Source organism: Bordetella pseudohinzii (assembly GCF_000657795.2).
In the GTDB taxonomy this organism is placed as follows: Bacteria; Pseudomonadota; Gammaproteobacteria; order Burkholderiales; family Burkholderiaceae_B; genus Bordetella; species Bordetella pseudohinzii.
The window spans coordinates 155,852-179,951 of record NZ_JHEP02000011.1; the positions used below are offsets into that span (position 1 = coordinate 155,852).

General features: G+C 69.8%; 25 protein-coding genes. 11 read left to right on the forward strand and 14 right to left on the reverse strand.

What is annotated here, in order from left to right:
* The first annotated feature begins 13 nt into the window (after positions 1-13).
* The 5 genes from uca to L540_RS15240 all read left to right on the forward strand — a co-directional run bounded on the left by uca (position 14) and on the right by L540_RS15240 (position 6,330).
* Complete coding sequence (gene uca, locus L540_RS15220) at positions 14-3,655, forward strand: urea carboxylase (protein ID WP_043214460.1); 3,642 nt, start codon at positions 14-16, stop codon at positions 3,653-3,655.
* Between the two features lies 1 nt (position 3,656).
* A complete protein-coding gene (locus L540_RS15225; protein ID WP_043214461.1) occupies positions 3,657-4,373 on the forward strand; it encodes a GntR family transcriptional regulator in 717 nt (238 codons plus the stop codon).
* Positions 4,374-4,597: 224 nt separating this feature from the next.
* A complete protein-coding gene (locus L540_RS15230) occupies positions 4,598-4,972 on the forward strand; it encodes a COG4315 family predicted lipoprotein (RefSeq protein ID WP_043214464.1) in 375 nt (124 codons plus the stop codon).
* Positions 4,973-4,984: 12 nt separating this feature from the next.
* Positions 4,985-5,503: an RNA polymerase sigma factor gene (locus L540_RS15235; protein ID WP_043214465.1), complete on the forward strand. Its 519-nt coding sequence runs from the start codon at positions 4,985-4,987 to the stop codon at positions 5,501-5,503.
* Positions 5,500-6,330, forward strand: coding sequence for an anti-sigma factor family protein (locus L540_RS15240; protein WP_043214470.1), 831 nt, complete (start codon positions 5,500-5,502; stop codon positions 6,328-6,330). The genes L540_RS15235 and L540_RS15240 overlap by 4 nt, the downstream gene beginning before the upstream one ends.
* Here L540_RS15240 and L540_RS15245 read toward each other — a convergent pair.
* The 3 genes from L540_RS15245 to L540_RS15255 form a co-directional block, all read right to left on the reverse strand.
* Positions 6,327-7,031 carry an SDR family oxidoreductase gene (locus L540_RS15245; protein WP_043214472.1) on the reverse strand — a complete coding sequence of 235 codons (705 nt, stop codon included), beginning with the start codon at positions 7,029-7,031 and terminating at the stop codon, positions 6,327-6,329. The two genes, L540_RS15240 and L540_RS15245, sit on opposite strands and share 4 nt — an antisense overlap.
* Positions 7,032-7,126: 95 nt before the next feature.
* Positions 7,127-7,933 carry an EamA family transporter gene (locus tag L540_RS15250; protein ID WP_109842549.1) on the reverse strand — a complete coding sequence of 269 codons (807 nt, stop codon included), beginning with the start codon at positions 7,931-7,933 and terminating at the stop codon, positions 7,127-7,129.
* A gap of 105 nt (positions 7,934-8,038) precedes the next feature.
* Positions 8,039-8,464 carry a universal stress protein gene (locus L540_RS15255; protein WP_043214476.1) on the reverse strand — a complete coding sequence of 142 codons (426 nt, stop codon included), beginning with the start codon at positions 8,462-8,464 and terminating at the stop codon, positions 8,039-8,041.
* Between the two features lie 199 nt (positions 8,465-8,663).
* On the opposite strand from L540_RS15255, the gene L540_RS15260 reads away from it, so the two are divergent.
* Both L540_RS15260 and L540_RS15265 read left to right on the forward strand, forming a co-directional pair.
* Positions 8,664-9,224: a chromate transporter gene (locus L540_RS15260; protein WP_043214479.1), complete on the forward strand. Its 561-nt coding sequence runs from the start codon at positions 8,664-8,666 to the stop codon at positions 9,222-9,224.
* On the forward strand, positions 9,221-9,745 hold the full coding sequence (locus L540_RS15265; protein ID WP_043214480.1) for a chromate transporter: 525 nt from the start codon (positions 9,221-9,223) through the stop codon (positions 9,743-9,745). Before L540_RS15260 ends, L540_RS15265 begins: the two co-directional genes overlap by 4 nt.
* Positions 9,746-9,774: 29 nt before the next feature.
* Here the strand turns inward: L540_RS15265 and L540_RS15270 are convergent, their stop codons facing one another.
* The 6 genes from L540_RS15270 to L540_RS15295 are packed head-to-tail and all read right to left on the reverse strand — an operon-like array spanning position 9,775 to position 16,998.
* On the reverse strand, positions 9,775-10,899 hold the full coding sequence (locus L540_RS15270; RefSeq protein ID WP_043214482.1) for a methyltransferase: 1,125 nt from the start codon (positions 10,897-10,899) through the stop codon (positions 9,775-9,777).
* A 47-nt stretch (positions 10,900-10,946) separates the two neighbouring features.
* Positions 10,947-11,207, reverse strand: coding sequence for a formate dehydrogenase subunit delta (locus L540_RS15275; protein WP_043214483.1), 261 nt, complete (start codon positions 11,205-11,207; stop codon positions 10,947-10,949).
* Between the two features lie 26 nt (positions 11,208-11,233).
* On the reverse strand, positions 11,234-12,055 hold the full coding sequence (fdhD, locus tag L540_RS15280) for a formate dehydrogenase accessory sulfurtransferase FdhD (protein ID WP_043214485.1): 822 nt from the start codon (positions 12,053-12,055) through the stop codon (positions 11,234-11,236).
* Between the two features lie 19 nt (positions 12,056-12,074).
* Positions 12,075-14,942 carry a formate dehydrogenase subunit alpha gene (gene fdhF, locus L540_RS15285; RefSeq protein ID WP_043214488.1) on the reverse strand — a complete coding sequence of 956 codons (2,868 nt, stop codon included), beginning with the start codon at positions 14,940-14,942 and terminating at the stop codon, positions 12,075-12,077.
* A gap of 11 nt (positions 14,943-14,953) precedes the next feature.
* The gene (locus L540_RS15290; protein WP_043214490.1) at positions 14,954-16,504 is read right to left on the reverse strand and encodes a formate dehydrogenase beta subunit; all 1,551 of its coding nucleotides are present in this window, start codon (positions 16,502-16,504) and stop codon (positions 14,954-14,956) included.
* Positions 16,501-16,998, reverse strand: a complete 498-nt coding sequence (locus L540_RS15295; protein ID WP_043214492.1) for a formate dehydrogenase subunit gamma — start codon at positions 16,996-16,998, stop codon at positions 16,501-16,503. Before L540_RS15295 ends, L540_RS15290 begins: the two co-directional genes overlap by 4 nt.
* A gap of 155 nt (positions 16,999-17,153) precedes the next feature.
* On the opposite strand from L540_RS15295, the gene L540_RS15300 reads away from it, so the two are divergent.
* The 3 genes from L540_RS15300 to mobA are packed head-to-tail and all read left to right on the forward strand — an operon-like array spanning position 17,154 to position 19,906.
* The gene (locus L540_RS15300; RefSeq protein WP_043214495.1) at positions 17,154-18,221 is read left to right on the forward strand and encodes a substrate-binding domain-containing protein; all 1,068 of its coding nucleotides are present in this window, start codon (positions 17,154-17,156) and stop codon (positions 18,219-18,221) included.
* A gap of 28 nt (positions 18,222-18,249) precedes the next feature.
* On the forward strand, positions 18,250-19,329 hold the full coding sequence (gene moaA, locus L540_RS15305; RefSeq protein WP_043214497.1) for a GTP 3',8-cyclase MoaA: 1,080 nt from the start codon (positions 18,250-18,252) through the stop codon (positions 19,327-19,329).
* Entirely contained in the window at positions 19,322-19,906 is a 585-nt protein-coding gene (gene mobA / locus L540_RS15310; protein WP_043214500.1) for a molybdenum cofactor guanylyltransferase MobA, read from the forward strand. The genes moaA and mobA overlap by 8 nt, the downstream gene beginning before the upstream one ends.
* On the opposite strand, the gene L540_RS15315 is transcribed toward mobA, so the two are convergent.
* From L540_RS15315 to moaC, 5 genes are read right to left on the reverse strand one after another with little or no spacing between them, the layout of a single operon-like run.
* Positions 19,903-21,102 carry a molybdopterin molybdotransferase MoeA gene (locus L540_RS15315; RefSeq protein ID WP_043214502.1) on the reverse strand — a complete coding sequence of 400 codons (1,200 nt, stop codon included), beginning with the start codon at positions 21,100-21,102 and terminating at the stop codon, positions 19,903-19,905. The two genes, mobA and L540_RS15315, sit on opposite strands and share 4 nt — an antisense overlap.
* Positions 21,099-21,617, reverse strand: coding sequence for a molybdenum cofactor biosynthesis protein B (moaB, locus tag L540_RS15320; protein ID WP_043214503.1), 519 nt, complete (start codon positions 21,615-21,617; stop codon positions 21,099-21,101). Before moaB ends, L540_RS15315 begins: the two co-directional genes overlap by 4 nt.
* The gene (locus L540_RS15325; protein WP_043214505.1) at positions 21,614-22,084 is read right to left on the reverse strand and encodes a molybdenum cofactor biosynthesis protein MoaE; all 471 of its coding nucleotides are present in this window, start codon (positions 22,082-22,084) and stop codon (positions 21,614-21,616) included. The genes moaB and L540_RS15325 overlap by 4 nt, the downstream gene beginning before the upstream one ends.
* A 4-nt stretch (positions 22,085-22,088) precedes the next feature.
* The gene (moaD, locus tag L540_RS15330) at positions 22,089-22,340 is read right to left on the reverse strand and encodes a molybdopterin converting factor subunit 1 (protein ID WP_048026493.1); all 252 of its coding nucleotides are present in this window, start codon (positions 22,338-22,340) and stop codon (positions 22,089-22,091) included.
* Positions 22,321-22,809 (reverse strand): cyclic pyranopterin monophosphate synthase MoaC, encoded by a 489-nt coding sequence (gene moaC, locus L540_RS15335; protein WP_043215525.1) that lies wholly within the window; start codon positions 22,807-22,809, stop codon positions 22,321-22,323. The genes moaD and moaC overlap by 20 nt, the downstream gene beginning before the upstream one ends.
* Positions 22,810-22,934: 125 nt before the next feature.
* On the opposite strand from moaC, the gene L540_RS15340 reads away from it, so the two are divergent.
* The coding region (locus tag L540_RS15340) for a DUF748 domain-containing protein (RefSeq protein WP_048026496.1) at positions 22,935-24,100 on the forward strand (1,166 nt) is incomplete at its 3' end.

The following is a 24,100-nucleotide window of genomic DNA, read 5'->3' on the forward strand; positions in this document are numbered from 1 at the left end:
AGGGAGGGGCATCATGTTCGACACTGTATTGATCGCCAATCGCGGCGAAATCGCCTTGCGCGCCATTCGCACCCTCAAACGCCTGGGCGTGCGCAGCGTGGCCGTCTACTCCGACGCGGACCGCGACGCCGCGCATGTGCGCCAGGCCGACGTGGCCATCGCCCTGGGCGGCGAGAAGGCCGCCGACAGCTATCTGCGCATCGACCTGCTGCTGGAGGCGGCGCGCCGCACGGGCGCGCAGGCGGTTTTCCCCGGCTATGGTTTTCTTTCCGAGAGCGCGGAATTCGCGGCGGCCTGCGAGGCCGCGGGCCTGGCCTTCGTGGGGCCCACGCCCGGCCAGATCGAGGAGTTCGGGCTGAAGCACCGCGCGCGCGAGCTGGCGCAGGCCGCCGGCGTGCCCATGACGCCCGGCACCGGCCTGCTGCCCAATCTGGGGCAGGCCTTGCTGGAGGCCGAACGCATCGGCTATCCGGTCATGCTCAAGAGCACGGCGGGCGGGGGCGGCATCGGCCTGTCGCGCTGCGCCAATGAGGCCGAGCTGACAGCGGCCTACGAGGGCGTGCAGCGCCTGGGCGAACACTTCTTCCGCGATGGCGGCGTGTTCATCGAGCGCTATGTGGACCGCGCCCGGCATGTGGAGGTGCAGATCTTCGGCGATGGCCAGGGCCGGGTGGTGGCCCTGGGCGAGCGCGATTGCTCGGTGCAGCGCCGCAACCAGAAAGTGATAGAAGAAACGCCGGCGCCGCATCTGCCCGAGGCCACGCGCGCCGCGCTGCTGGATGCCGCGGTGCGCCTGGGCGCCTCGGTCAACTATCGTTCGGCCGGCACGGTGGAATTCATCTACGACGAGCGCGCCGGCCAGTTCTACTTCCTGGAGGTCAACACGCGCCTGCAGGTCGAGCATCCGGTGACCGAGTGCGTGACCGGCCTGGACCTGGTGGAATGCATGTTGCGCGTGGCCGCCGGCGATGCGCTCGATTGGGAGGCGATGGCGCGCCCGCCCGAAGGCGCGGCCATCGAGGTGCGCCTCTATGCCGAGGATCCGCTCAAGCAGTTCCAGCCTTCTCCGGGCGTGCTGACCGAGGTGAGTTTCCCGCCCGGGCCGCGGGTCGACGGCTGGATCTCGACTGGCACCGAGGTGCCCGCCTTCTATGATCCGCTGCTGGCCAAGCTCATCGTGCATGGACGCGACCGGGCCGAGGCCCTGCGGCGGCTGTCCGAAGCGCTGGGCGCCACGCGGCTGCACGGCATCGCGACCAATCTCGATTACCTGCGCCAGATCGTCGATGATCCGGCTTTCCGCGCCGGCCACCTCAGCACGCGCTTCCTTGAGAGCTTCGACTACCGTCCCGCCATGCTGGAGGTGCTGGAACCCGGCACCTACACCAGCGTGCAGGACTATCCGGGCCGCGAGGGATATTGGGACATCGGCGTGCCGCCCTCCGGTCCCATGGACGACTATGCCTTCCGACTGGCCAACCGCATCGTGGGCAACGCCCCCGGCGCGGCCGGCCTGGAAGCCACCTTGCTGGGGCCGTCGCTGCGCTTCCATGGCGATGCCCTCATCGCGCTGACCGGCGCATCCTGCGCGGCCACGCTGGACGGCGAGCCGGTCCCCATGTGGCGGCCCATCGCGGTCAAGAGCGGACAGGTGCTGGTCACCGGCCGAGTGCAGAATGGCTGCCGCCTGTATCTCGCGGTGCGCGAAGGCCTGGACGTGCCGGTCTATCTGGGCAGCCGCTCCACCTTCGCGCTGGGGCAGTTCGGCGGACATGCCGGCCGCGTGCTGCGCATGGGCGATATGCTGCCGCTGGGGCGTCCGGATCTGCCGGCCAGCCTCGCGTCGCCCGCCGCGCTGGCGCCGGCCGCCGCGCCCGAGGCCCTGATCCCGGCCTATGGCCAGCATTGGGAAATCGGCGTGCTCTATGGGCCGCACGGCGCGCCCGATTTCTTCACCCCCGAAGCCATGGACAGTTTTTTTGCCGCGGATTGGGAGGTGCACTACAACTCCAACCGGCTGGGGGTGCGATTGATCGGCCCCAAGCCCGCCTGGGCGCGCGAGAACGGCGGCGAGGCCGGCCTGCACCCTTCCAACATCCACGATTGCGAATACGCCATCGGCAGCATCAACTTCACCGGCGACAGCCCCGTCATCCTGACGCGCGACGGCCCCAGCCTGGGCGGCTTTGTCTGCCCGGCCACGATTGCCCGCGCGGAGCTCTGGAAAGTGGGCCAGGTCAAACCGGGCGACCGCATCCGCTTCAAGCGCATCAGCTATGAAGCCGCCGTGGCCCTGGAAGCCGCGCAGGATCGCGCCATCGCCACCTTGACGCCCCTGCGGCCCGAGGCGGTCCCGGCCGGCGCGGCCCGCGCCGCCACCGTGTCGGAGACGGTGGTGGCCGAGCTGCCGGCGCGCGAGGGCCGGCCCGCCGTGGCCTACCGGCAGGCCGGCGATGGCTATCTCCTGCTGGAGTACGGCGACAATGTGCTGGACCTGGCGCTGCGCATGCGCGTGCATCTGCTGATGGAGGCCCTGGCCGCCGATCCGATCGCCGGCGTGCGCGAGCTGTCGCCCGGCGTGCGTTCGCTGCAGATACGCTATGACAGCCGTGACATCCGCCAGGACGCGCTGATCGAAAAACTCCTGCGCATCGAGGCCGGGCTGGCCGATGTGGCCACGCTGAGAATCCCCACTCGGGTGGTGTATCTGCCCATGGCGTTTGAAGACAGCGCCACGCTGGGCGCGGTGCGGCGCTACCAGGAAACGGTGCGCCCGCAGGCGCCCTGGCTGCCCAACAATGTGGACTTCATCCAGCGCATCAACGGGCTGACGCGGCGCGAGGACGTCGAGCGCATCGTGTTCGAGGCCAGCTATCTCATCATGGGCCTGGGCGATGTCTATCTGGGCGCGCCTTGCGCCGTGCCCATCGACCCGCGCCATCGCCTGCTGACCTCCAAGTACAACCCGGCGCGCACCTTCACGGCCGAAGGCACGGTGGGGATAGGCGGCGTGTATATGTGCATCTATGGCATGGACTCCCCGGGCGGCTATCAACTGGTGGGCCGCACCCTGCCCATCTGGAACAAATTCCTCAAGAATGCGGTGTTCCAGGATGGCAAGCCCTGGCTGCTGCGCTTTTTCGACCAGGTGCGCTTCTACCCGGTCAGCGAGGCCGAGCTCGATGTCCTGCGGGCGGACTTCCGCGAAGGACGCGCCTCGCTGCGCATCGAAGAGGAAGTCTTCGACTTCGCGGCGCACCAGCGTTTTCTGGCGGAAGAGGCCGCCAGCATCGCCGCCTTCCAGGCGCGCCAGAAAACCGCCTTCGACGCCGAGGTGGCCTTGTGGAAGCATGAGGACACGGTCGTGCGCGAGGCCTTGCCCGACACGGACGAGGCGGCCGACCTGGCCGAGGACGAAACCCTGGTGGCGGCCGATATGTGCGGCAGCGTCTGGAAGGTGCCGGTCACGGTCGGCCAGAGCGTGGCCGCGGGCGACACCCTGGTGATCATCGAGGCCATGAAGATGGAGCTGGCGGTGATCGCGCCGGCGGCCGGCGTGGTGCGGGCCATCCGCTGCACCCCGGGCAAGCAGGTCAACAGCGGCGACGCCTTGGTCGTGCTGGCCGAGGAAACCGTTTCCGCGCCGGTGCTTTGAGATGCGCACCGCCTTGCGGATCAGCCCGATGCCGGGCCGGCTGTCGCCGGGATCGCTGGCCGATGTGGTCTATGAACAGATCAAGGACGATTTGTTCGAGTTCCGCCTCCTGCCGGGCGATCTCTTCACCGAGGCCGACATCGCCCAGCGCCTGGGCGTGAGCCGCACGCCGGTGCGGCTGGGCCTGGCGCGGCTGGAGCGCGAAGGCTTCCTGCTGGCCCGGCCGCGCGCGGGCTGGCAGGTCCGGCCCTTTGACTTCGAGCGCTTCGAGGCTTTGTACGACCTGCGCATCGTGCTGGAGCAGGCGGCCGTGGAGCGCCTCTGCGCGCGCGAGCCCATGGACCTGGCCGGCCGGCTGGGCGCCCTGCAGGAGGTGTGGTTCGTCCCGCCCGGAGAGCGCATCGGCGACGGCCGGCTGGTCGCCCAGCTGGACGAAGCCTTTCATTGCGCGGTGGTGGCCGCCGCCGGCAATGCCGAGATGGCGCAGGTCCATCGCGAGGTCACCGAGAAAATCCGCATCATCCGGCGGCTGGACTTCACCAAGGACTTCCGCGTGGACGCGACCTATGACGAGCATGCCGCCATCCTGCGCGCCATCCTCGCCCGCCGCGCGGCCGAGGCGGCCCGCATGTTGCGCGCCCATATCGAATTGTCCAAGTCGGTGGTGCGCAAGATCACCGTGCACATGCTGCACGAGGCGCGCGACCGGGCGGGGTGAGGTCGCCGCGGTCGTTGGCGCGCCGCCGGTGTTGTCGTCCTTGCCGCCGCCGTCGCAGGAGGTGTCAGACGCCGCGGGGCGGGGTGGCGCGGGGGAGGTGGGTCTGTCCCGGTGTCCGACACCCGCTGCGTCCCCGGTTTTTTGCGCGTCCTCGGGGGAATATTTCCGTTGCCGGCTTCGTCTATAGCTGCGCAACACCCCACTTTCATTCGAGGAGCGACATCATGAAGCGATACTACGCCGCACTGGCCCTGGCGGGCCTGGGCCTGGCCGCCAGCAGTGTTTATGCCCAAGCCCCGGCCAAGACCGAGGCCGGCATGCTGGTCGATGCCAAGGGCATGACGCTGTACACCTTCGACAAGGACACGGCCGGCAGCGGCAAGAGCGTCTGCAACGACGCCTGCGCCAAGGCCTGGCCGCCGCTGGCCGCCGCCGCCGATGCCAAGCCGCAGGGCGATTGGAGCATCGTCACGCGCGACGATGGCGGCAAACAATGGGCCTACAAGGGCAAGCCGCTGTATCTGTTCGCCAAGGACGGCAAGGCCGGCGACAAGACGGGCGACAATTTCAAGGACGTGTGGCACATTGTGAAGCCCTGATACGGGATTCTCATGTCCGGTGATATCGAAGCCTTGATCGTGGCCTGCATCCCCAGCCTGCGGCGCTATGCCCGCGGGCTGACGGGCGACCGCGATCGGGCCGACGATCTGGTGCAGGATACGCTGGAGCGGGCCTGGAGCCGCTATTCGCGCTGGCAGCGCCGCGGCGAACTGCGCGCCTGGATGTTCGGCATCATGCACAACCATTTCATCGACGGGCTGCGCGCCCAGAACCGCCAGCCCCCGTTCGCGGCCGAGTCCGCCATGCAGGATCTCCCGACCCGCGCCACCCAGGACGACGGCCTGGCGGTGCGCGACCTGGACCGTTGCCTGTCCCGGCTGTCGCCCGAACTGCGCGCCGTCATCCTGCTGGTCTCGGTGGAGGAATTCAGCTACCAGGAAGCCGCGCGCGTGCTGGACGTGCCGGTGGGCACGGTCATGTCGCGCCTGTCGCGGGCCCGTGAGCGGCTGGCCGCCCTGTTGGCCGACGCGCCGCCGGCCTCGGCCACTTTGCACCGCATCAAACCATGAAAGACGACGCGATCGCTCCCTCCGCTCCCATCGCCGAGGCGGACCTGCATGCCCTGGTCGATGGGCAGCTGCCGCCCGAGCGGCGCGAGGAGGTCCAGGCCTATCTGGCGGGCAATGAGGCCGCCCGGCGCCAGGTGGCGCAATGGACGGAGCAGAAACAGCGCTTGCGCGCCCACCTGGACGGCGTGCTGGACGAACCGCTGCCGCTGCGCCTGCCCCTGCGCGCCGCGCCCGCCCGCAACTGGGGCTGGGCGCTGGCGGCCGGCTTGCTGATCGCCGTGGCCAGCGGCGGGGCGGCCTGGGTGGCGCGCGGCGCCCTGGACGCGCGCGCGCAGCGCAGCCAGGTCGCCCAGGCCGTCGACAGCGGCGGCTTCGCGCAGCGCGCGGCCGTGGCGCATGCGGTGTTCGCCGCCGATATGCGGCGGCCGGTGGAGGTGGGCGCAGACCAGGAGCAGGCCATGGTCACCTGGCTCACCCGGCGCCTGGGCGCCCAGGTCCGCGCGCCCGCGCTCGCGGGCGCTGGATACGAGCTGGTGGGCGGGCGCGTGCTGCCGGGCGGGCGCGGCGCGGTGGCGCAGCTGATGTACAGCTCGGCCTCGGGCCAGCGCCTGACGCTCTACCTGACCCACGAGGCCAAGGGCGAGGCGGCGGCCTTCCGCTATATGCAGGACGGGCCGGTGGGGGTCTTCTACTGGATCGAGGGCAGCCTGGGCTATGCGCTGTCGGGCGAAGTGCCGCGCGAGGAATTGCTGCGCCTGGCCCAGGATGTCCATCGCCAGCTCGGGCCGGGCCTGCCCGCGCCGGAAAGCGTTTCGCGCAGGCCCTAGACCGAGCGGGTGATGCCGCCGTCGATCCGGATGTTCTGGCCGGTGATATAGCTGGAGCGCGCCGAGGCCAGGAAGGCGATGAGGTCGGCGACCTCCTCGGCGCGGCCATAGCGGCCCATGGGGATGCGCCCGCGCCGCTCGTCCTTCTCGGGCAGGCTGTCGATAAAGCCGGGCAGCACATTGTTCATGCGCACATTGGATGCCGCGTACTCATCCGAGAACAGCTTGGTGAAGGCCGCCAGCCCGGCCCGGAACACGCCCGAGGTCGGAAAAGCCGCTTCGGGCTCGAAGGTGGCGTAGGTCGAGATATTGACGATGGAGCCGCCCCGCTGGGCCTGCATGATGGGCGCCACCAGGCGGGTGATGCGCACCACGTTCAGCAGATAGAACTCCATGCCGCGCGCCCAGTCCGCGTCGCTGATCTCCAGCAGCTTGCCCTTGGGGCCATGGCCGGCGCTGTTGACCACCGCGTCGATGCGTCCCCAGCGCTGCATGGTGGCCTCGACCAGACGGGCGATGTCGTCGACCGACAGGTTGGAGCCGGTCAGGCCCAGCCCGCCCAGTTCCGCGGCCAGGGCTTCGCCCTTGCCCGAGGAGGACAGGATCGCCACCCGAAAACCGTCCTCGGCGAGCTTGCGGGCGGCGGCCGCGCCCATGCCGCTGCCTCCGGCGGTGATGATGGCGACTTTGTGCTGGCTCATGTGTGCTCCATGTCTGCGAAAGAGGAGCCGCTATTTGAGCAGGCGCCATCGGCCGGCGCAAACATAACCCTGCCGCCGCCTGGCCTTTGCGCCGGCTAGCCGCGGCGCCGGCTGCTGGCGGTGATGCCGGCCGAGGCGATGACGATGGCGGCCACGGCCAGCCATTGCCGCAGACTGAGGGTCTCGCCCAGGAAGAGCAGGCCCGACAGGGCGCCGAAGACCGGCTCCAGGCTGAGCAGGGTGCCGAAGGCGCGGGCCGGCAGGCGTTGCAGCACCTGCATCTCCAGCGCATAGGGCAGGGCGCTGGACAGGACGGCCACGGCAATCGCCCAGGGCAGCAGCCCGGGCGCGAACAGGGCCGCCGCGCCCGCGTGCGCCAGGCCGAAGGGCAGCACGCCCAGGGCGGCGATGCCCGCGGCCAGCGCCACCGTGCGCGATCCGTGGCGCAGGCCGGCGCGCTGGCCGAAGACGATGTAGAGCGCCCAGCACAGGCCGGCGGCCAGGGCATAGGCCACGCCTACGGGATCCAGGCGGCTCAGGCTGGCGCCATGCGGGATCAGCGCCAACAGGCCGGCGGCCGCCAGCGCGATCCAGGCAAAGTCGCCCAGGCGGCGCGAGGTCAGCACGGCGACGGCGAAGGGGCCGGTGAACTCCAGCGCCACGGCGACGCCCAGCGGCACGGTGCGCAGCGCCATGTAGAACATCAGGTTCATGCCGCCGAGCGTCAGCCCGTAGAGGGCGACGTCGCGCCAGCCCCGCGCATCGAGCTTCAGGCGCCAGGGCTGGAGGATGGGCAGCAGGATGAGCGCCGAGAAAACCAGGCGCAGCGCTGCGGTGCCCTGGGCGCCCACGGCGGGAAAGAGCGTCTTGGCCAGCGCCGCGCCGCCTTGCAGCGAGGCCATGGCAATGAGAAGCAGGACGACCGGGTAGAGCGGAGAGCGGGACATGAGGCTGGCGATGCAAGCGAGCCCGCGATTCTACGGCACCCGGCCGTCCGGTCTGGCTGCTCAGTGCACCAGGGTGACGGGGCAGTCGGCCAGGCTGATCACCTTGGTGGCCACCGATCCCAGCAGCACGCTGGCCACGGACCCCAGCCCGCGCGAACCCATGACGATTTCGCTGGCCTGGCTGTCGCGGGCCACCTTGACGATGGTCTCGGCCACCACGCCGATTTCATTGTGCACCTCATAGGGCATGCCGGCCTTGTCCAGCAATTCGAGCGCGTCTTTCAGGGCCGTGGCGCTTTCTTCGGCGTGATAGGCGTCGATATCTTCCTGCGTCAGGCCCAGGTGCAAGCCCTGGCGCAGCAGCGGAGGCTGCACCGTGACCAGGTGCACGCGGCCCAGCCGGGGGTAGAGCTTGGGATTGAGGACGGCCGACAGGGCGCGCAGCGCATGTTCCGAACCGTCGACGGGGACGACAACCGGCTTCATGATCTTCCTCCTTGAAAGGCGCCGGAAAGGCGCATCTAGGCTCACTGTAAATCACATCGGCGGCGCCGTCTCTGCGCCAGCGCAAACCGGCCGCTGTTGCGCGCGCCCCTCAGGGCCGGGCGCGGTATTTGCCCGCGGCTTCGGCCAGGAGTAGGCTTGCCGCCATTGTTTGAACCTCGCCCGGACCCGCGAGCCTGCCATGACCGCGACACCGCCCACGGCCGAACCCGGCCGGCCCTCCTGCGCACAGCTTTTCTATGGCTTCTTCCGCCTGGGCGTCACCGCCTTCGGCGGCGCGCTGCCGCTGGCGCGCCGCATGCTGGTGGAGAAAGAGGGCTGGCTGACCGGCGAGGAATTCACCGACCTGCTGGGGCTGTGCCAATTCCTGCCGGGCGGCAATGTGATCAATTTGTCGGTGGCGGTCGGCGCGCGCTTTCATGGGCCCCGGGGCGCGTTTGCCGCCCTGATGGGCCTGATCCTGGCGCCCTCCCTCATCGTGATCGCGCTGGGCTCGGTCTACCAGCGCTATGAAAGCGACCCGCGCATCCAGCATATGTTCGCCGGCCTGGCCGCGGCGGCGGCCGGGCTGCTGATCTCCATGGCCGTCAAGATCGCCAGGCCGCTGCGCGGCAACGGGCCGGGCATCGCGATCGCCCTGGCCTGTTTCGCGGCCATCGCCGTGCTGCGCCTGCCGCTGCTGCCCACCATGCTGGCGCTCACCCCCTTGAGCATCTTCCTGACCTGGCGGCGGCGGCGATGATGTCGGTGCTGGTTTCGCTGGCCATCATCTTCACCCAGCTGTCGCTGCTGGCCTTCGGCGGCGGCAACACCATCCTGCCCGAGATGCAGCGCCAGGTGGTCGAGGTGCACCAATGGATGTCGGCGGCCGAGTTCAGCGCCCTGTTCGCCCTGGGCCAGGCCGCGCCCGGCCCCAATCTCATGGTCGTCACCCTGGTGGGCTGGCATGTGGCCGGGTGGATGGGCATGCTGGTGACGACGGTCGCCAAGTTCGGGCCGTCGTCCGTGGTGGTGGTGCTGGTCCTGCGTCTTTGGGAGCGTTTCAAGGACAAGCCCTGGCGCGCCGTGGCGCAGGCCGGGATTTTCCCCATGACCGCCGGGCTGATGGCGGCCAGCGCGGCGCTGATCACCCATGCCTCGGTCCATAGCTGGGTGACGGCCGCCATCGCGGGCCTGGCGGCGCTGGCCGCCACGCTGTCGCGCCTGCATCCGCTCTGGCTGCTGGCCGCCGGCGCCCTGGCGGGGCTGGCCGGCGGCGGTTGAGCGCCCGGCGGCCGCGCGCCGGACAGGCATCAGGCGATGGCCAGGCGCCAGAGCGAGGTCAGCTCGCGCGAGCGCGCCATGTGCAGCGGGTCCTTGTCGTCCCGGGCGCGCGGGTGCAAGGGCCGCGCGGTATGGCGTTCGATCACGCGCAGGCCGGCCTGGGCAATCCAGTCCTGGAGCTCATCCGGGCCGCGCAGGCCGAGATGCTCGGCCAGGTCGGAGAGGATGAGCCAGCCTTCGCCGCCGGGCAGCAGATGCGCCGGCAGTCCTTGCAGAAAGGCGCGCAGCATGCGGCTGTCCGGGTCGTAGACGGCGTGCTCGATGGGCGAACTCGGCTTGGCCGGCAGCCAGGGCGGATTGCAGACGATGAGCGCGGCGCGGCCCTCGGGAAACAGATCGGCCTGCCGCAGGCTGACCCGCGCCTCCAGGCCCAGCCGCCGCAGATTGTCGCGGGCGCAGGCCAGGGCGCGCGGATCCAGGTCGGTGGCGGTGACGGGATGCGAGCCGCGGCGCGCCAGCACGGCGGCCAGCACGCCGGTGCCGGTGCCGATATCGAAGATGGGGCCCTGCGGCAGCGGCGCGCGCGCCACCAGGTCGATATACTCGCCGCGCACGGGCGAATACACGCCATAGCAGGGATGGATGTGCTGGCCGTCCAGGGCGGGGATGGGCACGCCTTTCTTTTGCCATTCATGGGCGCCCAGCAGGCCCTGCAGCTCGCGCAGCGACATCAGGCAGGGCGTCTCGATGCCCGCGGCCGCGCAGGCCGGGGCGGCCGCCGGCGCGCGGCGCAGATCCAGCGCCCCATCGGCGCCGATCTCGACCAGCAGCCTGCCCAGCGTGCGCGCGCGCTGCGCCTGCCACATACGATGCTGGTTGAAGCGCTCGCGCGGGGTGTCGGCCAGCTTGGGCGGGCGCTTGTCCAGGCGCCGGGCCATGGCTTGCAGCAGCTGGCGGGCGTTATGGAAATCGCCGCGCCACAGCAGCGCGGTGCCTTCGCAGGCTTTGCGGTAGGCGGCGTCGGCCGGCATGCGGTCGTCGATGACTTCGATGCGGGCAGGCGCCGGGGCGCCGCTTTCCGATTGCCAGCGGGCCTGGCGGGGGCGGCCGTCGGCGTCGGTCCATTGGACCAGGGAAGAAGAGGGGGAGGGCATAGGCTGGCAATGTAGCCGTTTTTCGCCCGGCCCGGGACGGCGGGAAGCTAGGCCCGGCGGGCCTGCCGGGGCGTCAGGCGGGCGCTGTTCCGCATCACGGCCTGGCGCAGCAGGGGATGCAGGGCGATCCCGGGCGCCTGGCCATCGGGATGCTCGGCCAGGAAGTCCAGCAGTTGCCAGCGCATGCGAGGCTCCCAGAATTTCTCGATGTGGTTGGCGATGCCCTCCAGCGCCTCGGCGTTGTCGGGATAGGCCTCGAAGAAATCGCCGATGCGATTGGCCATGCGGATGAGATTGGTGGCGTCCATGCGGATGGGAAGTGTGGCGGCCGGCCTCAATAGAGCCGGCCGGGATGGGTGTAGAGCGTGGCGTCGGCCCCGCGCACAAAGCCGGCCAGGGTCAGGCCGGTCTGCTCGGCCAGGCGACGGGCCAGCGCGGTGGGCGCGGAAACGGCGCCCAGCACGCCGATGCCGGCGCTGGCGGTCTTCTGGACCATTTCGAAACTGGCCCGGCTGGAAACCACGGCCATGCCTTGCGGGCCGGGCAGGCCGGCGCGGGCCAGCGCGCCGATGAGCTTGTCCAGGGCGTTGTGGCGTCCCACGTCTTCGCGCGCGATGCGCACGTCGCCGGCGGCGTCGGCCCAGCCCGCCGCGTGCGTGGCGCCGGTGAGGTCGTGCAGGGGCTGGCGGGCGCGCAAGGCGCGCATGGCCGACAGCAGGCTGGCCAGCGGCAGCGGCGGCAAGGCCGGCAGGGGGGCGACCGGACGCAGCACTTCGGGCAGTGTCTCCACGCCGCACAGGCCGCAGCCGGTGCGCCCGGCCATGGCGCGGCGCCTTTCTTTCAGGCGCACTTCGCAGGCCGTGGCGATCTCCAGCTGCACCACGATGCCGTCGGCGCGCGCATCCAGGTCGATGCCGCGCACATCGCTGGCCGCGCCGACGATGCCCTCGGTGAGGGCGAAGCCCAGCGCGAAGTCTTCCAGATCGCGGGGCGTGGCCAGCATGGTCGCGTGGCTGATGCCATTGAACTCCAGCGCGACCGGCGTTTCTTCGGCCAGCCGGTCCGCCTCGGGCGCGGCCTGCTTGCGTCCTTCGCGCACGCGCCATACGTCGACGTCGCGGTGATCGGGCCAGGCGTTTGCGGGGGAGGCGGTCATATCGGGTCTTCGCAGGGCGTTATTTCCCGGCGATCGCGGCGCTGTCGCGTTCGCGCAGCAGGCGATGCTGCGTCTCGGTAAAGCGCGTCCATTGCCGCTGCCATTCCGAGGGCTGCGATACCCGCGTGACCTGCACCGCCGTCACCTTGTATTCGGGGCAGTTGGTCGCCCAATCGGAGTTGTCGGTCGTGACCACGTTGGCGCCGGATTCCGGGAAGTGGAATGTCGTATATACCACGCCCGGCTGGACGCGGTCAGTCAGGGTGGCGCGCAGCACCGTCTCCCCCGCCCGGCTCTGTATGCCCACCCAATCGCCCTCGCGCACGCCGCGGTCCTCGGCGTCCTGGGGATGGATTTCCAGCACGTCCTCGGCATGCCAGCGCACGTTCTCGGTGCGCCGCGTCTGCGCGCCCACGTTGTATTGCGACAGGATGCGCCCCGTGGTGAGCAGCAGCGGGAAGCGCCGCGTGCTGCGCTCGTCGGTGGGGACGTAGCGCGTGATCATGAAGCGGCCCTTGCCGCGCACAAAACCCTCGACGTGCATGATGGGCGTGCCGTCCGGGGCCTCGTCGTTGCAGGGCCATTGCAGGCTGCCCGCGCGGTCCAGCTTGTCGTAGCTCACGCCGGCGAAGGTGGGCGTCAGGCGCGCGATCTCGGCCATGATTTCCGCGGGATGCCGGTAGTGCATGGGATAGCCCAGCGCATTGGACAGGGCCATGGTGATTTCCCAGTCGGCCATGCCGTTGCGCGGCTCCATGACCTTGCGCACGCGCGAAATGCGGCGCTCGGCGTTGGTGAAGGTGCCGTCTTTCTCCAGGAAGGACGAGCCAGGCAGGAAGACGTGCGCGTACTTGGCCGTTTCGTTCAGGAAGAGATCCTGCACCACGATGCACTCCATGGCCGACAAGGCGGCGGCCACGTGCTGGGTGTTGGGATCGGATTGCACGATGTCCTCGCCCTGGCAGTACAGGCCCAGGAAGCTGCCCGCCAGCGCGGCCTCGAACATATTGGGGATGCGCAGGCCGGGCTCGGGCTGCAGCGTCACGCCCCAGTCGGCCTCGAACAGGCCGCGCGCGCCATCGTCGGAGATATGCCGGTAGCCGGGCAGCTCATGCGGGAAGGAGCCCATGTCGCAAGAGCCCTGGACATTGTTCTGGCCGCGCAGCGGATTCACGCCCACGCCCTCGCGTCCCACATTGCCCGTGGCCATGGCCAGGTTGGCGATGGCCATGACCGTGGTCGACCCCTGGCTGTGCTCGGTCACGCCCAGGCCGTAGTAGATGGCGCCATTGCCCCCGCCCGCGTACAGGCGGGCCGCGCCGCGCACCAGCTGCGCCGGCACGCCGGTGATTTCCTGGGTGGCCTCCGGCGAGTGCTCGGGGCGCGCCGCGAAGGCCTTCCATTGCTCGAAGGCCGGGGCTTCGCAGCGCTCGGCGACAAAGGCCTCGTCGACCAGGCCCTCGGTGACGATGACATGGGCCAGCGCCGTCAGCAGGGCCACATTGGTGCCGGGGCGCACCTGCAGGTGGTAATCGGCCTTGATGTGCGGCGAGTCCACCAGCTCGATGCGGCGAGGATCGATGACGATGAGCCGCGCGCCCTGGCGCAGGCGCTTTTTCAGGCGCGAGGCAAAGACCGGATGGCCGCTGCTGGGATTGGCGCCCATCACGATGACGACATCGCTGTGCATCACCGAGTCGAAGGTCTGGGTGCCGGCCGACTCGCCCAGCGTCTGCTTCAGGCCATAGCCCGTGGGCGAATGGCAGACGCGCGCGCAGGTGTCGACGTTGTTGGTGTTGAAGGCCGCGCGCACCAGCTTCTGCACCAGCCAGGTTTCTTCGTTGGTGCAGCGCGAGGAGGTGATGCCGCCCACGGCATCGCGCCCGTGGCGGGCCTGGATGCGGCGGAATTCCGAGGCCGCGTACTGGATGGCTTCGTCCCAGGACACTTCCCGCCAGGGATCGGTGATGCGCTTGCGTATCATGGGCTTGAGCACGCGCTCGCGGTGCGTGGTGTAGCCCCAGGCAAAACGGCCCTTGACGCAGGAGTGTCCGCGATTGGCCTGGCCGTCTTTCCAGGGCACCATGCGCACCACTTCCTGGCCCTTCATTTCGGCCTTGAAGCCGCAGCCCACGCCGCAATAGGCGCAGGTGGTGATGACGGAGTGCTCGGCCTGGCCCATCATGATGACGGTCTTTTCCTGCAGGGTGGCCGTCGGGCAGGCCTGCACGCAGGCGCCGCAGGAGACGCATTCGCTCTCCATGAAGGGCTGGTCCTGGCCCGGCGAGACGCGCGAGGCGAAGCCCTTGCCGGAGATGGTCAGGGCGAAAGTGCCCTGGGTCTCCTCGCAGGCGCGCACGCAGCGGTTGCACACGATGCACTTGGACGGGTCGTAGCTGAAATACGGATTGGACTCATCCTTGGCCGCCTGCAGGTGATTGGCGCCCGTCTGGCCATAGCGCACATTGCGCAGGCCCACCACGCCGGCCATGTCCTGCAGCTCGCAATCGCCGTTGGCCGGACAGGTCAGGCAGTCCAAGGGGTGGTCCGAAATATAAAGCTCCATCACTCCCCGACGCAGGTCGCGCAGCTTGGGCGTCTCGGTCATCACCACCATGCCTTCCTCGGCCGGCGTGGTGCACGAGGCCGGATAGCCGCGCCGGCCTTCGATCTGCACCAGGCAGAGACGGCAGGAGCCGAAGGGCTCCAGGCTGTCGGTGGCGCAAAGCTTGGGGATGTTGATGCCGGCCTCGGCGGCCGCGCGCATGACCGAGGTGCCCTCGGGCACGGAGATGGCCTGCCCGTCGATGGTGAGCGTCACCAGGCGTTCGCTCGCGCGCGCGGGCGTGCCCAGGTCGCGGTCGCGTTTGATCACGGTTTCGAGCATATCGTTCTCCTTCAGGCGGCCTGCCCGAAGTCTTCGGGGAAGTGGTTCAGCGCGGACAGCACCGGATAAGGCGCCATGCCGCCCAGGGCGCACAGCGAGCCGCCCAGCATGGTGTCGCAAAGGTCGCGCAGGAGGTGGATCTGCGCCTCGCGGGCGGGCCCGCCGGCGACGATGCGGTCTAGGGTCTCGACGCCGCGCGTGGAGCCGATGCGACAGGGCGTGCATTTGCCGCAGGACTCGATGGCGCAGAATTCCATGGCATAGCGCGCCATGCGGGCCATGTCCACGCTGTCGTCGAAGGCGACCACGCCGCCGTGGCCCACCATGGCCGAGATGGCGGTATAGGCTTCGTAATCCAGCGGCACATCCCATTGGGATTCCGGCAAGTAGGCGCCCAGGGGGCCGCCGACCTGCGCGGCGCGCAGCGGCCGTCCGCTGGCGCTGCCGCCGCCGAAGTCATAAAGCAGCTCGCGCAGGCTCAGGCCGAAGGCTTTCTCGACCAGGCCGCCCTGCTTGATATTGCCGGCCAGCTGGAAGGGCAGGGTGCCGTGCGAGCGGCCCACGCCATAGTCGCGGTAATAGGCCGCGCCGCGCGCCAGGATGGTGGGCACGGTGGCCAGCGAGATCACGTTGTTGATGACGGTCGGCTGGCCGAACAGGCCGCTGATCGCGGGCAGGGGCGGTTTGGCGCGCACCACGCCGCGCTTGCCTTCCAGGCTTTCCAGCAGCGAGGTCTCCTCGCCGCAGATATAGGCGCCCGCGCCCTGGCGCACTTCCAGGTCGAAGCGCCTGCCGCTGCCGTGGATGTCCGCGCCCAGCCAGCCGACTTCGCGCGCCCGTTCGATGGCCGCGCGCAGCGTGGCGATGGCGTGCGGATACTCGGAGCGGACGTAGATATAGCCGTAATGGGCACCGACGGCCAGGCCGGCGATGGTCATGCCCTCGATGAGGGCGTAAGGGTCGCCTTCCATGAGGAGGCGGTCGGCAAACGTGCCGGAGTCGCCTTCGTCGGCATTGCACACGATGTACTTGGTGGCCGAGGACGCGCCCAGCACCGTCTTCCATTTGACGCCGGTGGGGAAGGCCGCGCCGCCGCGTCCGCGCAGGCCCGAGGCGGTGACTTCCTCGACGATCTGCGCCGGCGTCATGGACAAGGCCCGCTCCAGCCCGGCCAGGCCGCCATGGGCGGCATAGTCCTGGATGGACAGCGGGTCGGTGACGCCGACGCGCGCGAAGGTCAGCCTTTCCTGGCGGCGCAGATAGGGGATGGCTTCGGTCAGGCCATGGGCCAGGGGATGGGCGGCCTGCCCGGCAAGCCAGCCGGCGGCAAACAGCGCGGCGACATCCTCCGGCGCCACCGGGCCATAGGCCATGCGCCCTTGGGGGGTGGCGATCTCGACCAGCGGTTCCAGCCACAGCAGGCCGCGCGAACCGTTGCGCACGATTTCCACGGCCTGGCCCAGGCGGGCGGCCTCGGCCGCGATGGCGCCGGCCACCTCGTCGGCGCCGACGGCCAGGGCGGCCGCGTCGCGCGGGACATAGATGCGGATGGGGGCGCTCATGCCTGGCGCCCCTTTTCAAGCAGCCGGTCCAGCCGGGCGGCCGTCATGCGCGCATGGGGCTGGCCGTCCAGCATGAGGGCGGGGGATTGGGCGCACAGCCCCAGGCAATAGGCCGGCTCCAGGCTGAAGGCGCCGTCGGCGCTGGTGCCGTGGAAATCGCAGCCCAGGCGGGACCGGGCATGGGCCGCGATGGCCTCGCCCCCCATGGCCTGGCAAGCCTCGGCGCGGCAGATCTGCAGCGTGTGGCGGCCGCCCGGTTCGCCGCGGAAATGCGGATAAAAGGTCAGCACGCCATGAACCTCGGCGCGCGACAGCGACAGCGCCTCGGCGATGACGGCGACGGTCTCGGCGGGGATATGGCCCAGGGCTTCCTGCACGGCGTGCAGCAGCGGCAGCAGGGCGCCGGGCTGGCCGGCATGGCGGGCGGCCAGCTGGCGCGCCGTGGCGATAGGGTCGGGGGCGGACGCATCCGCGGGCGTACAGGCCAAGGCCATGGAGTCTCCTGGCGGCGCCGCTGGCAGCGCCAAAAACCGATTGCTTACTGTCTTTCGGCTGTTTAATATGCTTTTAAATACATATTAGATGGCGGAAAGAACCAGAACTTCGCGGTACTCTAATCGCCCGCCGGCCTCACTTCAATATGCAATAAATGACATATAACTTCCGCATCGGCCTGCGTCCCCAGTGGTATCTGGCGTCCGAGGGCGACAAGGCCGGGACGTCGCTGCACGACGTGCTCGCCCTCTTGGCCGCCATCGAGGCCGAAGGGCATATCGCCGGCGCCTGCAAAAGCGGCGGACTGTCGTACCGCCACGGCTGGGGATTGCTGCGCCGCTTCGAGGCCAGCTTCGGCACGGCGCTGGTCCAGACCCGGCGGCGCCAGGGCAGCGAACTCACGCCTTTCGCGCAGCGCCTGCTGTGGGCCAACCGCCGCATCGAGGCCAGGCTGGCGCCCACGCTGGAGAGCCTGGCGTCCGAGCTGCAGGAAGAACTGCAGCGCCTGCTGCCGCAGGAGCGTCCGGCCCTGCGCCTGCAGGCCAGCCACGGCTTCGCCGTCGAGGCCCTGATGCAGCGCGGCGCGGGCGTGGAGCTGCGCTACCGCAATGCCGCCGAGGCCTTGGCATCGCTGGCGCGCGGCGATTGCGACCTGGCCGGTTTCCAGCTGCCTCAGGGCGAGTTCGAGCGCGACATCCTGGCCCATTACGCGCAGTGGCTGGACCGCGAGGCGCACATGCTCATCCAGCTGGCGGTGCGCAACACCGGTTTCTTCGTCATGGCCGGCAATCCCAAGGGCATCCGCGGCGTGGCCGACCTGGCGCGGCCGGACGTGCGCTTCGTCAACCGCCAGATGGGGTCCAGCACCCGCTACCTGGTCCATCTTCTGCTGCAGCGCAGCGGCATCGACGTCGGCCAGGTGCAGGGCTTCCAGACCAATGAATTCACGCATATGGCGATTGCCGCCCACATCGCCAGCGGCATGGCCGACGTGGGCATGGGCGTGGAGACCGCGGCGCGGCGCTTCGGACTGGATTTCATCCCCCTGGTGCAGGAGCGCTATTTCTTTGCCCTGCGCCGGGCCGAGCTGGCCCAGCCGGCCATGCAGGACTTCCTGCGGACCTTGCGCAGCCCCGCCTATCTGGGCGATATCGGCGCCTTGCCCGGTTATGACGCGCGCGATTGCGGCCGCCTCATGAGCCTGGCCGAGGCGTTTCCCTGAGCCGGGCTTCAGGGGCTATCATCCCGCTATGTCCTCCGTGATCTATCTTGCCGATGAGCGCCCCCCCGCCGTCACGCCGCCGCCCGAGGGCGAGCCGCTGCTGGACCGGCGCGCGCGTCCTTTGCGCGACCTGCGCATCTCGGTCACGGACCGCTGCAACTTCCGCTGCACCTATTGCATGCCGCGCGAGGTCTTCGACGCCCACTACCGTTTCATGCCGCATGCGGCCCTGCTGTCCTTCGAGGAAATCACGCGGGCCGCGCGCATTTTCGTGCGGCTGGGCACCGAGAAGATCCGCCTGACCGGCGGCGAGCCGCTGCTGCGCAAAGACATCGACAAGCTGATCGCCATGCTGGCCGAGCTGCGCACGCCGCAAGGCCGGCCGCTGGATCTCACGCTGACCACCAACGCCAGCCTGCTGGCGCGCAAGGCGCGCGCGCTCAAGGCGGCCGGCCTGGCGCGGGTCACGGTGAGCCTGGACGCCCTGGATCCGGCGCGCTTCGCCCGCCTGGCCGATGCCGACTACACGCCGGATGACGTCCTGGCGGGCATCGACGCGGCGGCCGAGGCCGGTCTGCCGGTCAAGGTCAACATGGTGGTGCGCCGGGGCGTCAACGACGCGGAAATCCTGCCGATGGCGCGCCGCTTCAGGCACAGCGGTCATGTGCTGCGCTTCATCGAGTACATGGATGTGGGCAACAGCAACGGCTGGAATGTCGCCGAGGTGCTGCCCAGCGACGAGTTGCTGGCGCGCCTGCGCGAGCACTTCGCGCTGGCGCCTGTCGACGACGTGCCCATGGGGCGGGTCGCCGAGCGTTGGCGCTATGCCGACGGGGCCGGCGAGATCGGCTTGATCTCCAGCGTCACGCACGCTTTTTGCGGCGGCTGCACGCGGGCCCGGCTGTCGCCCGAGGGGCAGCTGTTCCTGTGCCTGTTCGCCTCGCGCGGCCATGATGTGCGCGCCTTGCTGCGCGGCACGGCCGGCGACGAGGCCATCGCCGCGGCGCTGGCCGGCATCTGGACGGCGCGCCAGGACAATTATTCCGAACGCCGCGGGCAGGCCACGGCCGTCCGCGACAAGATCGAAATGAGTTACATCGGTGGCTGATAGCGCAATCGCGGGCCTGATCCTGGCCGGAGGCCAGGGACGCCGCGTCAACGAGGCCGACAAGGGGCTGCTGCCCTGGCGCGGCAAACCCCTGGTGGCCCACGTGGCCCAGCGCCTGGCCCCCCAGGTCGGCCGGCTCATCATCAGCGCCAACCGCAATGCCGAGGCCTATGCCGCCTTCGGGCAGGTGGTGGGCGACGATGCCCGCCTGGGCGCGTGGCAGGGGCCGCTGGCCGGCCTGGCCGCGGGCCTGGCGGCCTGCGCCGAAGAATGGCTGGTCTGCGTGCCCTGCGATACGCCGCTGATCCCGCAAGACCTGGCGGCGCGCTTGACCCAGGCGGCCTTGGCCCGCGGCGCGCCCCTGGCCGTGGCAAGCTGCCAGGGGCGCCGCCATGCGGTCTGCATGGCGCTGCGCCCGGCGCTATTGGACGATTTGCGCGCCTACCTGGACGCGGGCGAGCGCAAGGTCGCCTGGTGGCAGGATCGCGCCGGGGCCGTCGACGTCGCGTTCGACGATGCGCCCCAGGCCTTTCTCAACCTGAACACCGCGGAAGACTTCGCTTTCGCGCAGGGCTAGGCCTGCCATAGGCGCAGGTCGTAATAGCGCACGCGCGTGCCGTCGCCGATGTCGGTGTCGCTGGGCAGGCGCGCCAGGCCGCTGGCCCAGGGCAGCGAACTCATCACGCCCGAGCCCTGATTGCCATAGGCCTGCAGTTCGGGCGTCTCGCCCGCCTGGTACCGCACCCGCAGGAATTCCTCGCGCCCGTCGCGGCGGGTGCGCGCCGTGCGCAGGGGCACCCAGTCCACGCGCGGATAGATCTCGCCGCGGCCCTGCATGCGGCGCAGCAGCGGCGACACCAGCACGGTGAAGACGGCGTAGGCCGAGACCGGATTGCCGGGCAGGCAGACCAGGGGCTTGCCCTGGACATGGGCCAGGGCCACCGGCTTGCCCGGTTTCATGCGGACCTTCCAGAGCGCCAGCGAGGCGCCCATGGATTCCAGCACCGGCTTGACCAGATCGCGCTCGCCCACGGACACGCCGCCCACACTGAGCACCAGGTCGCAATCGCGCAGCAGGCGCGCGAAGGCGGCGCTCAGGCTGGCCTCGTCGTCGCGCGCATGCAGCACGTGCGCGGCCTCGGCGCCCATGCCCTCGGCCAGGGCGGCCAGCATGGCGCCGTTGGAGTTGTAGATCTGTTGCGGCTGGCGGGGCGAGCCGGGCGGGACCAGTTCGTCGCCGGTGGTGAGGATGCCCACCCGCAGGCGTCCGTAGACCTCGGCCTGGGCCAGGCCTTGCGAGGCCAGCAGGGCGATATGGGCGGCCTGCAGCACCGTGCCCGCGGCCAGCAGAGGCTGGCCGGCGGCCGTGTCCTCGCCGCGCTTGCGCACATGCTGTCCGGCGCGCGGCGCCTGCAGGATCTCGACCTGGCCGTCGGCCTCGCGAGTGTCTTCCTGCATGACGACGGTGTCGGCGCCCTCGGGCATCAGGCTGCCGGTAAAGAGGCGGGCCGCCTGGCCGGGCGCCAGGGCGGCCGGCATGTCGCCGGCGAACACGCGCTGGGTCACGGGCAGGGCGCGGCCGGCCTGGTAGTCGGCGTGGCGGATGGCATAGCCGTCCATGGCGCTGTTGTCGGCTGGCGGCAAGTCCAGCGTCGCCAGGATGTCCTGCGCCAGCACCCGGCCGGCCAGGCTGGCCAGCGGCAGGGTTTCGCGGCGGGTGATGGCTTGCGCGGCCTGGGCCAGTTGCGCCTGGGCCTGGTCGAACTCCATCATGATGCGTCCTTGCGCGACAGGTGGGTGGCGAAGTTGCAGGGCTTGTGGCGGCTGTCCAGCTGCTCGGCGATGATGCGCGTCCAGGCCGTTTGGCAGGCATTGTTGGAGCCCGGCATGCAGAAGATCACGGTGTGGTTGGCATAGCCGGCCAGGGCGCGCGACTGGATGGTGGACGAGCCGATCTCTTCATAGGAAACCTGGCGGAACAACTCGCCGAAACCGTCGATCTCCTTGTCGAACAGCGGGCGCACCGCCTCGGGCATGGCGTCGCGGTGCGAGAAGCCCGTGCCGCCGGTGGTGAGGATGACCTGCACCTCGGGGTCGGCGATCCAGTCGCTCAGGACGCGGCGGATAAGGTAGATGTCGTCGCGCACGATCTCGCGGCGCACGCAGATATGGCCGGCCTGGGCCAGGTTCTGGGCCAAGAGATTGCCCGAGGTGTCGTCTCCGGCGCTGCGGGTGTCGCTGACGGTCAGCACGGCGCAGGCCAGCGGGATAGGGCTTTCGGCGTTCATGGTTTCTCCTTGTTGTCTTCCCAGGCGCGGGTGCGGTCTTCGTCGTCGGCGCGTTGCTCGACCCAGAAACGCTTGCCATCGGCCAGCGTCTCGCGCTTCCAGAAGGGCGCGCGCGTCTTGAGGGCGTCGATCATGAATTCGCAGCCGCGAAAGGCGTCGCCCCGGTGGGCGCTGGCGGCGGCCACGAAGACGATCTGGCTTTCGCGCGGCAGGGCGCCCACGCGGTGGGCGATGAGGGTGCCTGCCAGCTGCCAGCGCTCGCGCGCGGTCTGGGCGATGGCCTGCAGTTCGCGCTCGCACATGCCCGGGTAGTGTTCGAGGTAAAGCGTATCGGTGGCCTGGCCGGGCGCGTAGTCTCGCACATAGCCGGTGAAGGTCACGATGGCGCCGGCCTGGGCGCCGACTTCGGCGCGCAGGGCGGCGGCAAGGGCGGCCGTGTCGAAGTCGGCCTCCTGGACGAGAATCATGGCCTCACCCCCCGGTGACGGGTTCGAATACCGCCACTTCGTCGCCCGCGGCCAGGGGCGCGCGCCCCTTGACATGGGTCTGGTTGACGGCGATCTTCAGGCGGCCGGCGGCGTCGAGCTGCGGATAGCGCGCGGCCAGGTCCGCCAGCAGCTGGACGGTGTCGGCCGGCTCGGGCAGGGGCAGGCGCTCGCCGCGCTTGCCCAGCATCTCCGCCACGCGGGCGAAGTACAGCAATTCAATCGTTGCGCCACTCACCGCTTTTCCCTCCCGCCTTGTATGCCAGGCGTATCTGTTCGACCACGATGCCCTTGTCGGCCGCCTTGCACATATCGTAGATGGTCAGCGCGGCCACGCTGGCCGCGGTCATGGCCTCCATTTCGACGCCGGTCTTGTACCGTGTGCGGCAGGTGGCGCGGATCTCGATGCGCTGCGCCTGGTCGTCCAGCGAGAATTCGATCCCCACGAAAGACAGCGGCAGGCTGTGGCACAGCGGGATGAGCTCGGCGCATCGCTTGGCCGCCAGCACCCCGGCGACGCGGGCGGTGTTCAGGACTTCCCCCTTGCCTTGGCCGGGCTGGGTCAGGAGGCCATAGGCTTGAGGGTTCATGCGCACCGCGGCCTGCGCGATGGCGATGCGGTCGGAATCGGCCTTGTCGCCGACATCGACCATGCGAACCTGGCCGCTTTCGTCCAGATGGCTCAGGGAGGGTAGGGTGTCAGACATCTCAAAAGGCAAAAGATCAGGATGAGGGATGGCTAGGGCGCGCGCCAGCGGGCGCGCAGCCTTATGATAGACGAGCCCAGTCGGGGGCGCGATAATCCCCGGCAAACCTGTCAGGAGTGGTCGAGATGCCCTTTCGCATGCCTGCACTGAAACTTTCGCGCCGCGGCGTGAAGATCCTGGGAGCGGTCGTGCTGGTCATGCTCCTGCTGGCCGGTCTGGCGGCCTGGCAGGTGCCCAAGGTGGTGCGCGGCGCCCTGACCGGGGACGTGGCCGCGCTGCTGGGCCGGGATGTCAGCGTGGGCGACATCTCCTTCAATCCCTTCACCCTCACGCTGCGGGCGCATGATCTGGCGATCGCCCAGCCGCAAGCCGAGGCGCCGCTGCTGAAGGTCGGGCTGCTGGAGGCCAGCGCGGCCTGGCGCTCCCTCGTCTTGTTCGCCCCCGTGGTCGATTCGGTGCGCGTGGTCGAACCCCAGGTCGACCTGGTGCGCGAGGACGTCACGCGCTTTAATTTTTCGGATATCCAGCAAAAGCTTGCCGAGGAGGCCGCCAAGACGCCGCCCGACCCGCAGGCCAAGGAGGGCCTGCCCCGCTTCTCGCTGAACAATATGCGCCTCGAAGGCGGCAGCATACGGCTGGACGACAAGGTCACGGGGCGCAAGCAGGTCATCGACGAGATCACGCTGGGCGTGCCCTTTATTTCGACCTTCGGCTATGCCACGGACATCGACGTCCAGCCCAAGGTGCATCTGCGGGTCAATGGCAGCCCTTTCGACCTGGACGGCGTGGCGCGCCCCTTTGACGAGGTGCCGCACTCCACCCTGAACATCAATTTCTCGGGGCTGGAACTGGAAAAATGGGCCGATGTCTGGCCCATGAAGCTGCCCATCAAGGTCCAGCGCGCGCTGCTGGATTCCGATCTGCAGCTGCGCTTCGAGCAGCCCAAGGACGCGCCGCCGGCCATCAAGGTGGTGGGCGACGTGGGGCTGCGCCAGCTGGATGTGCGCGAAGCCTCGGGCGAGGACCTGCTGCGATGGAGTTCGCTGGCCGTGCGGCGCATCGCGACCGAGCCGCTGAAGCAGCAGCTCTATATCGGCGAAATCGAGCTCTGGGCGCCGCAGGCGCAGACCCGCCGCTATGCCGACCAGCGCGTCAACTGGCTGGAGGTCATCGACAAGCTGCGCCAGCTGGGCGCGGGCGACAAGCCGGTCTCGAAGGCGGCCCAGCCCGCCGCGCCGGCCGCCGCCGCGACGCCGCCGGCCCCGGCGGCCCCGGCGGCCCCGGCGGCTTG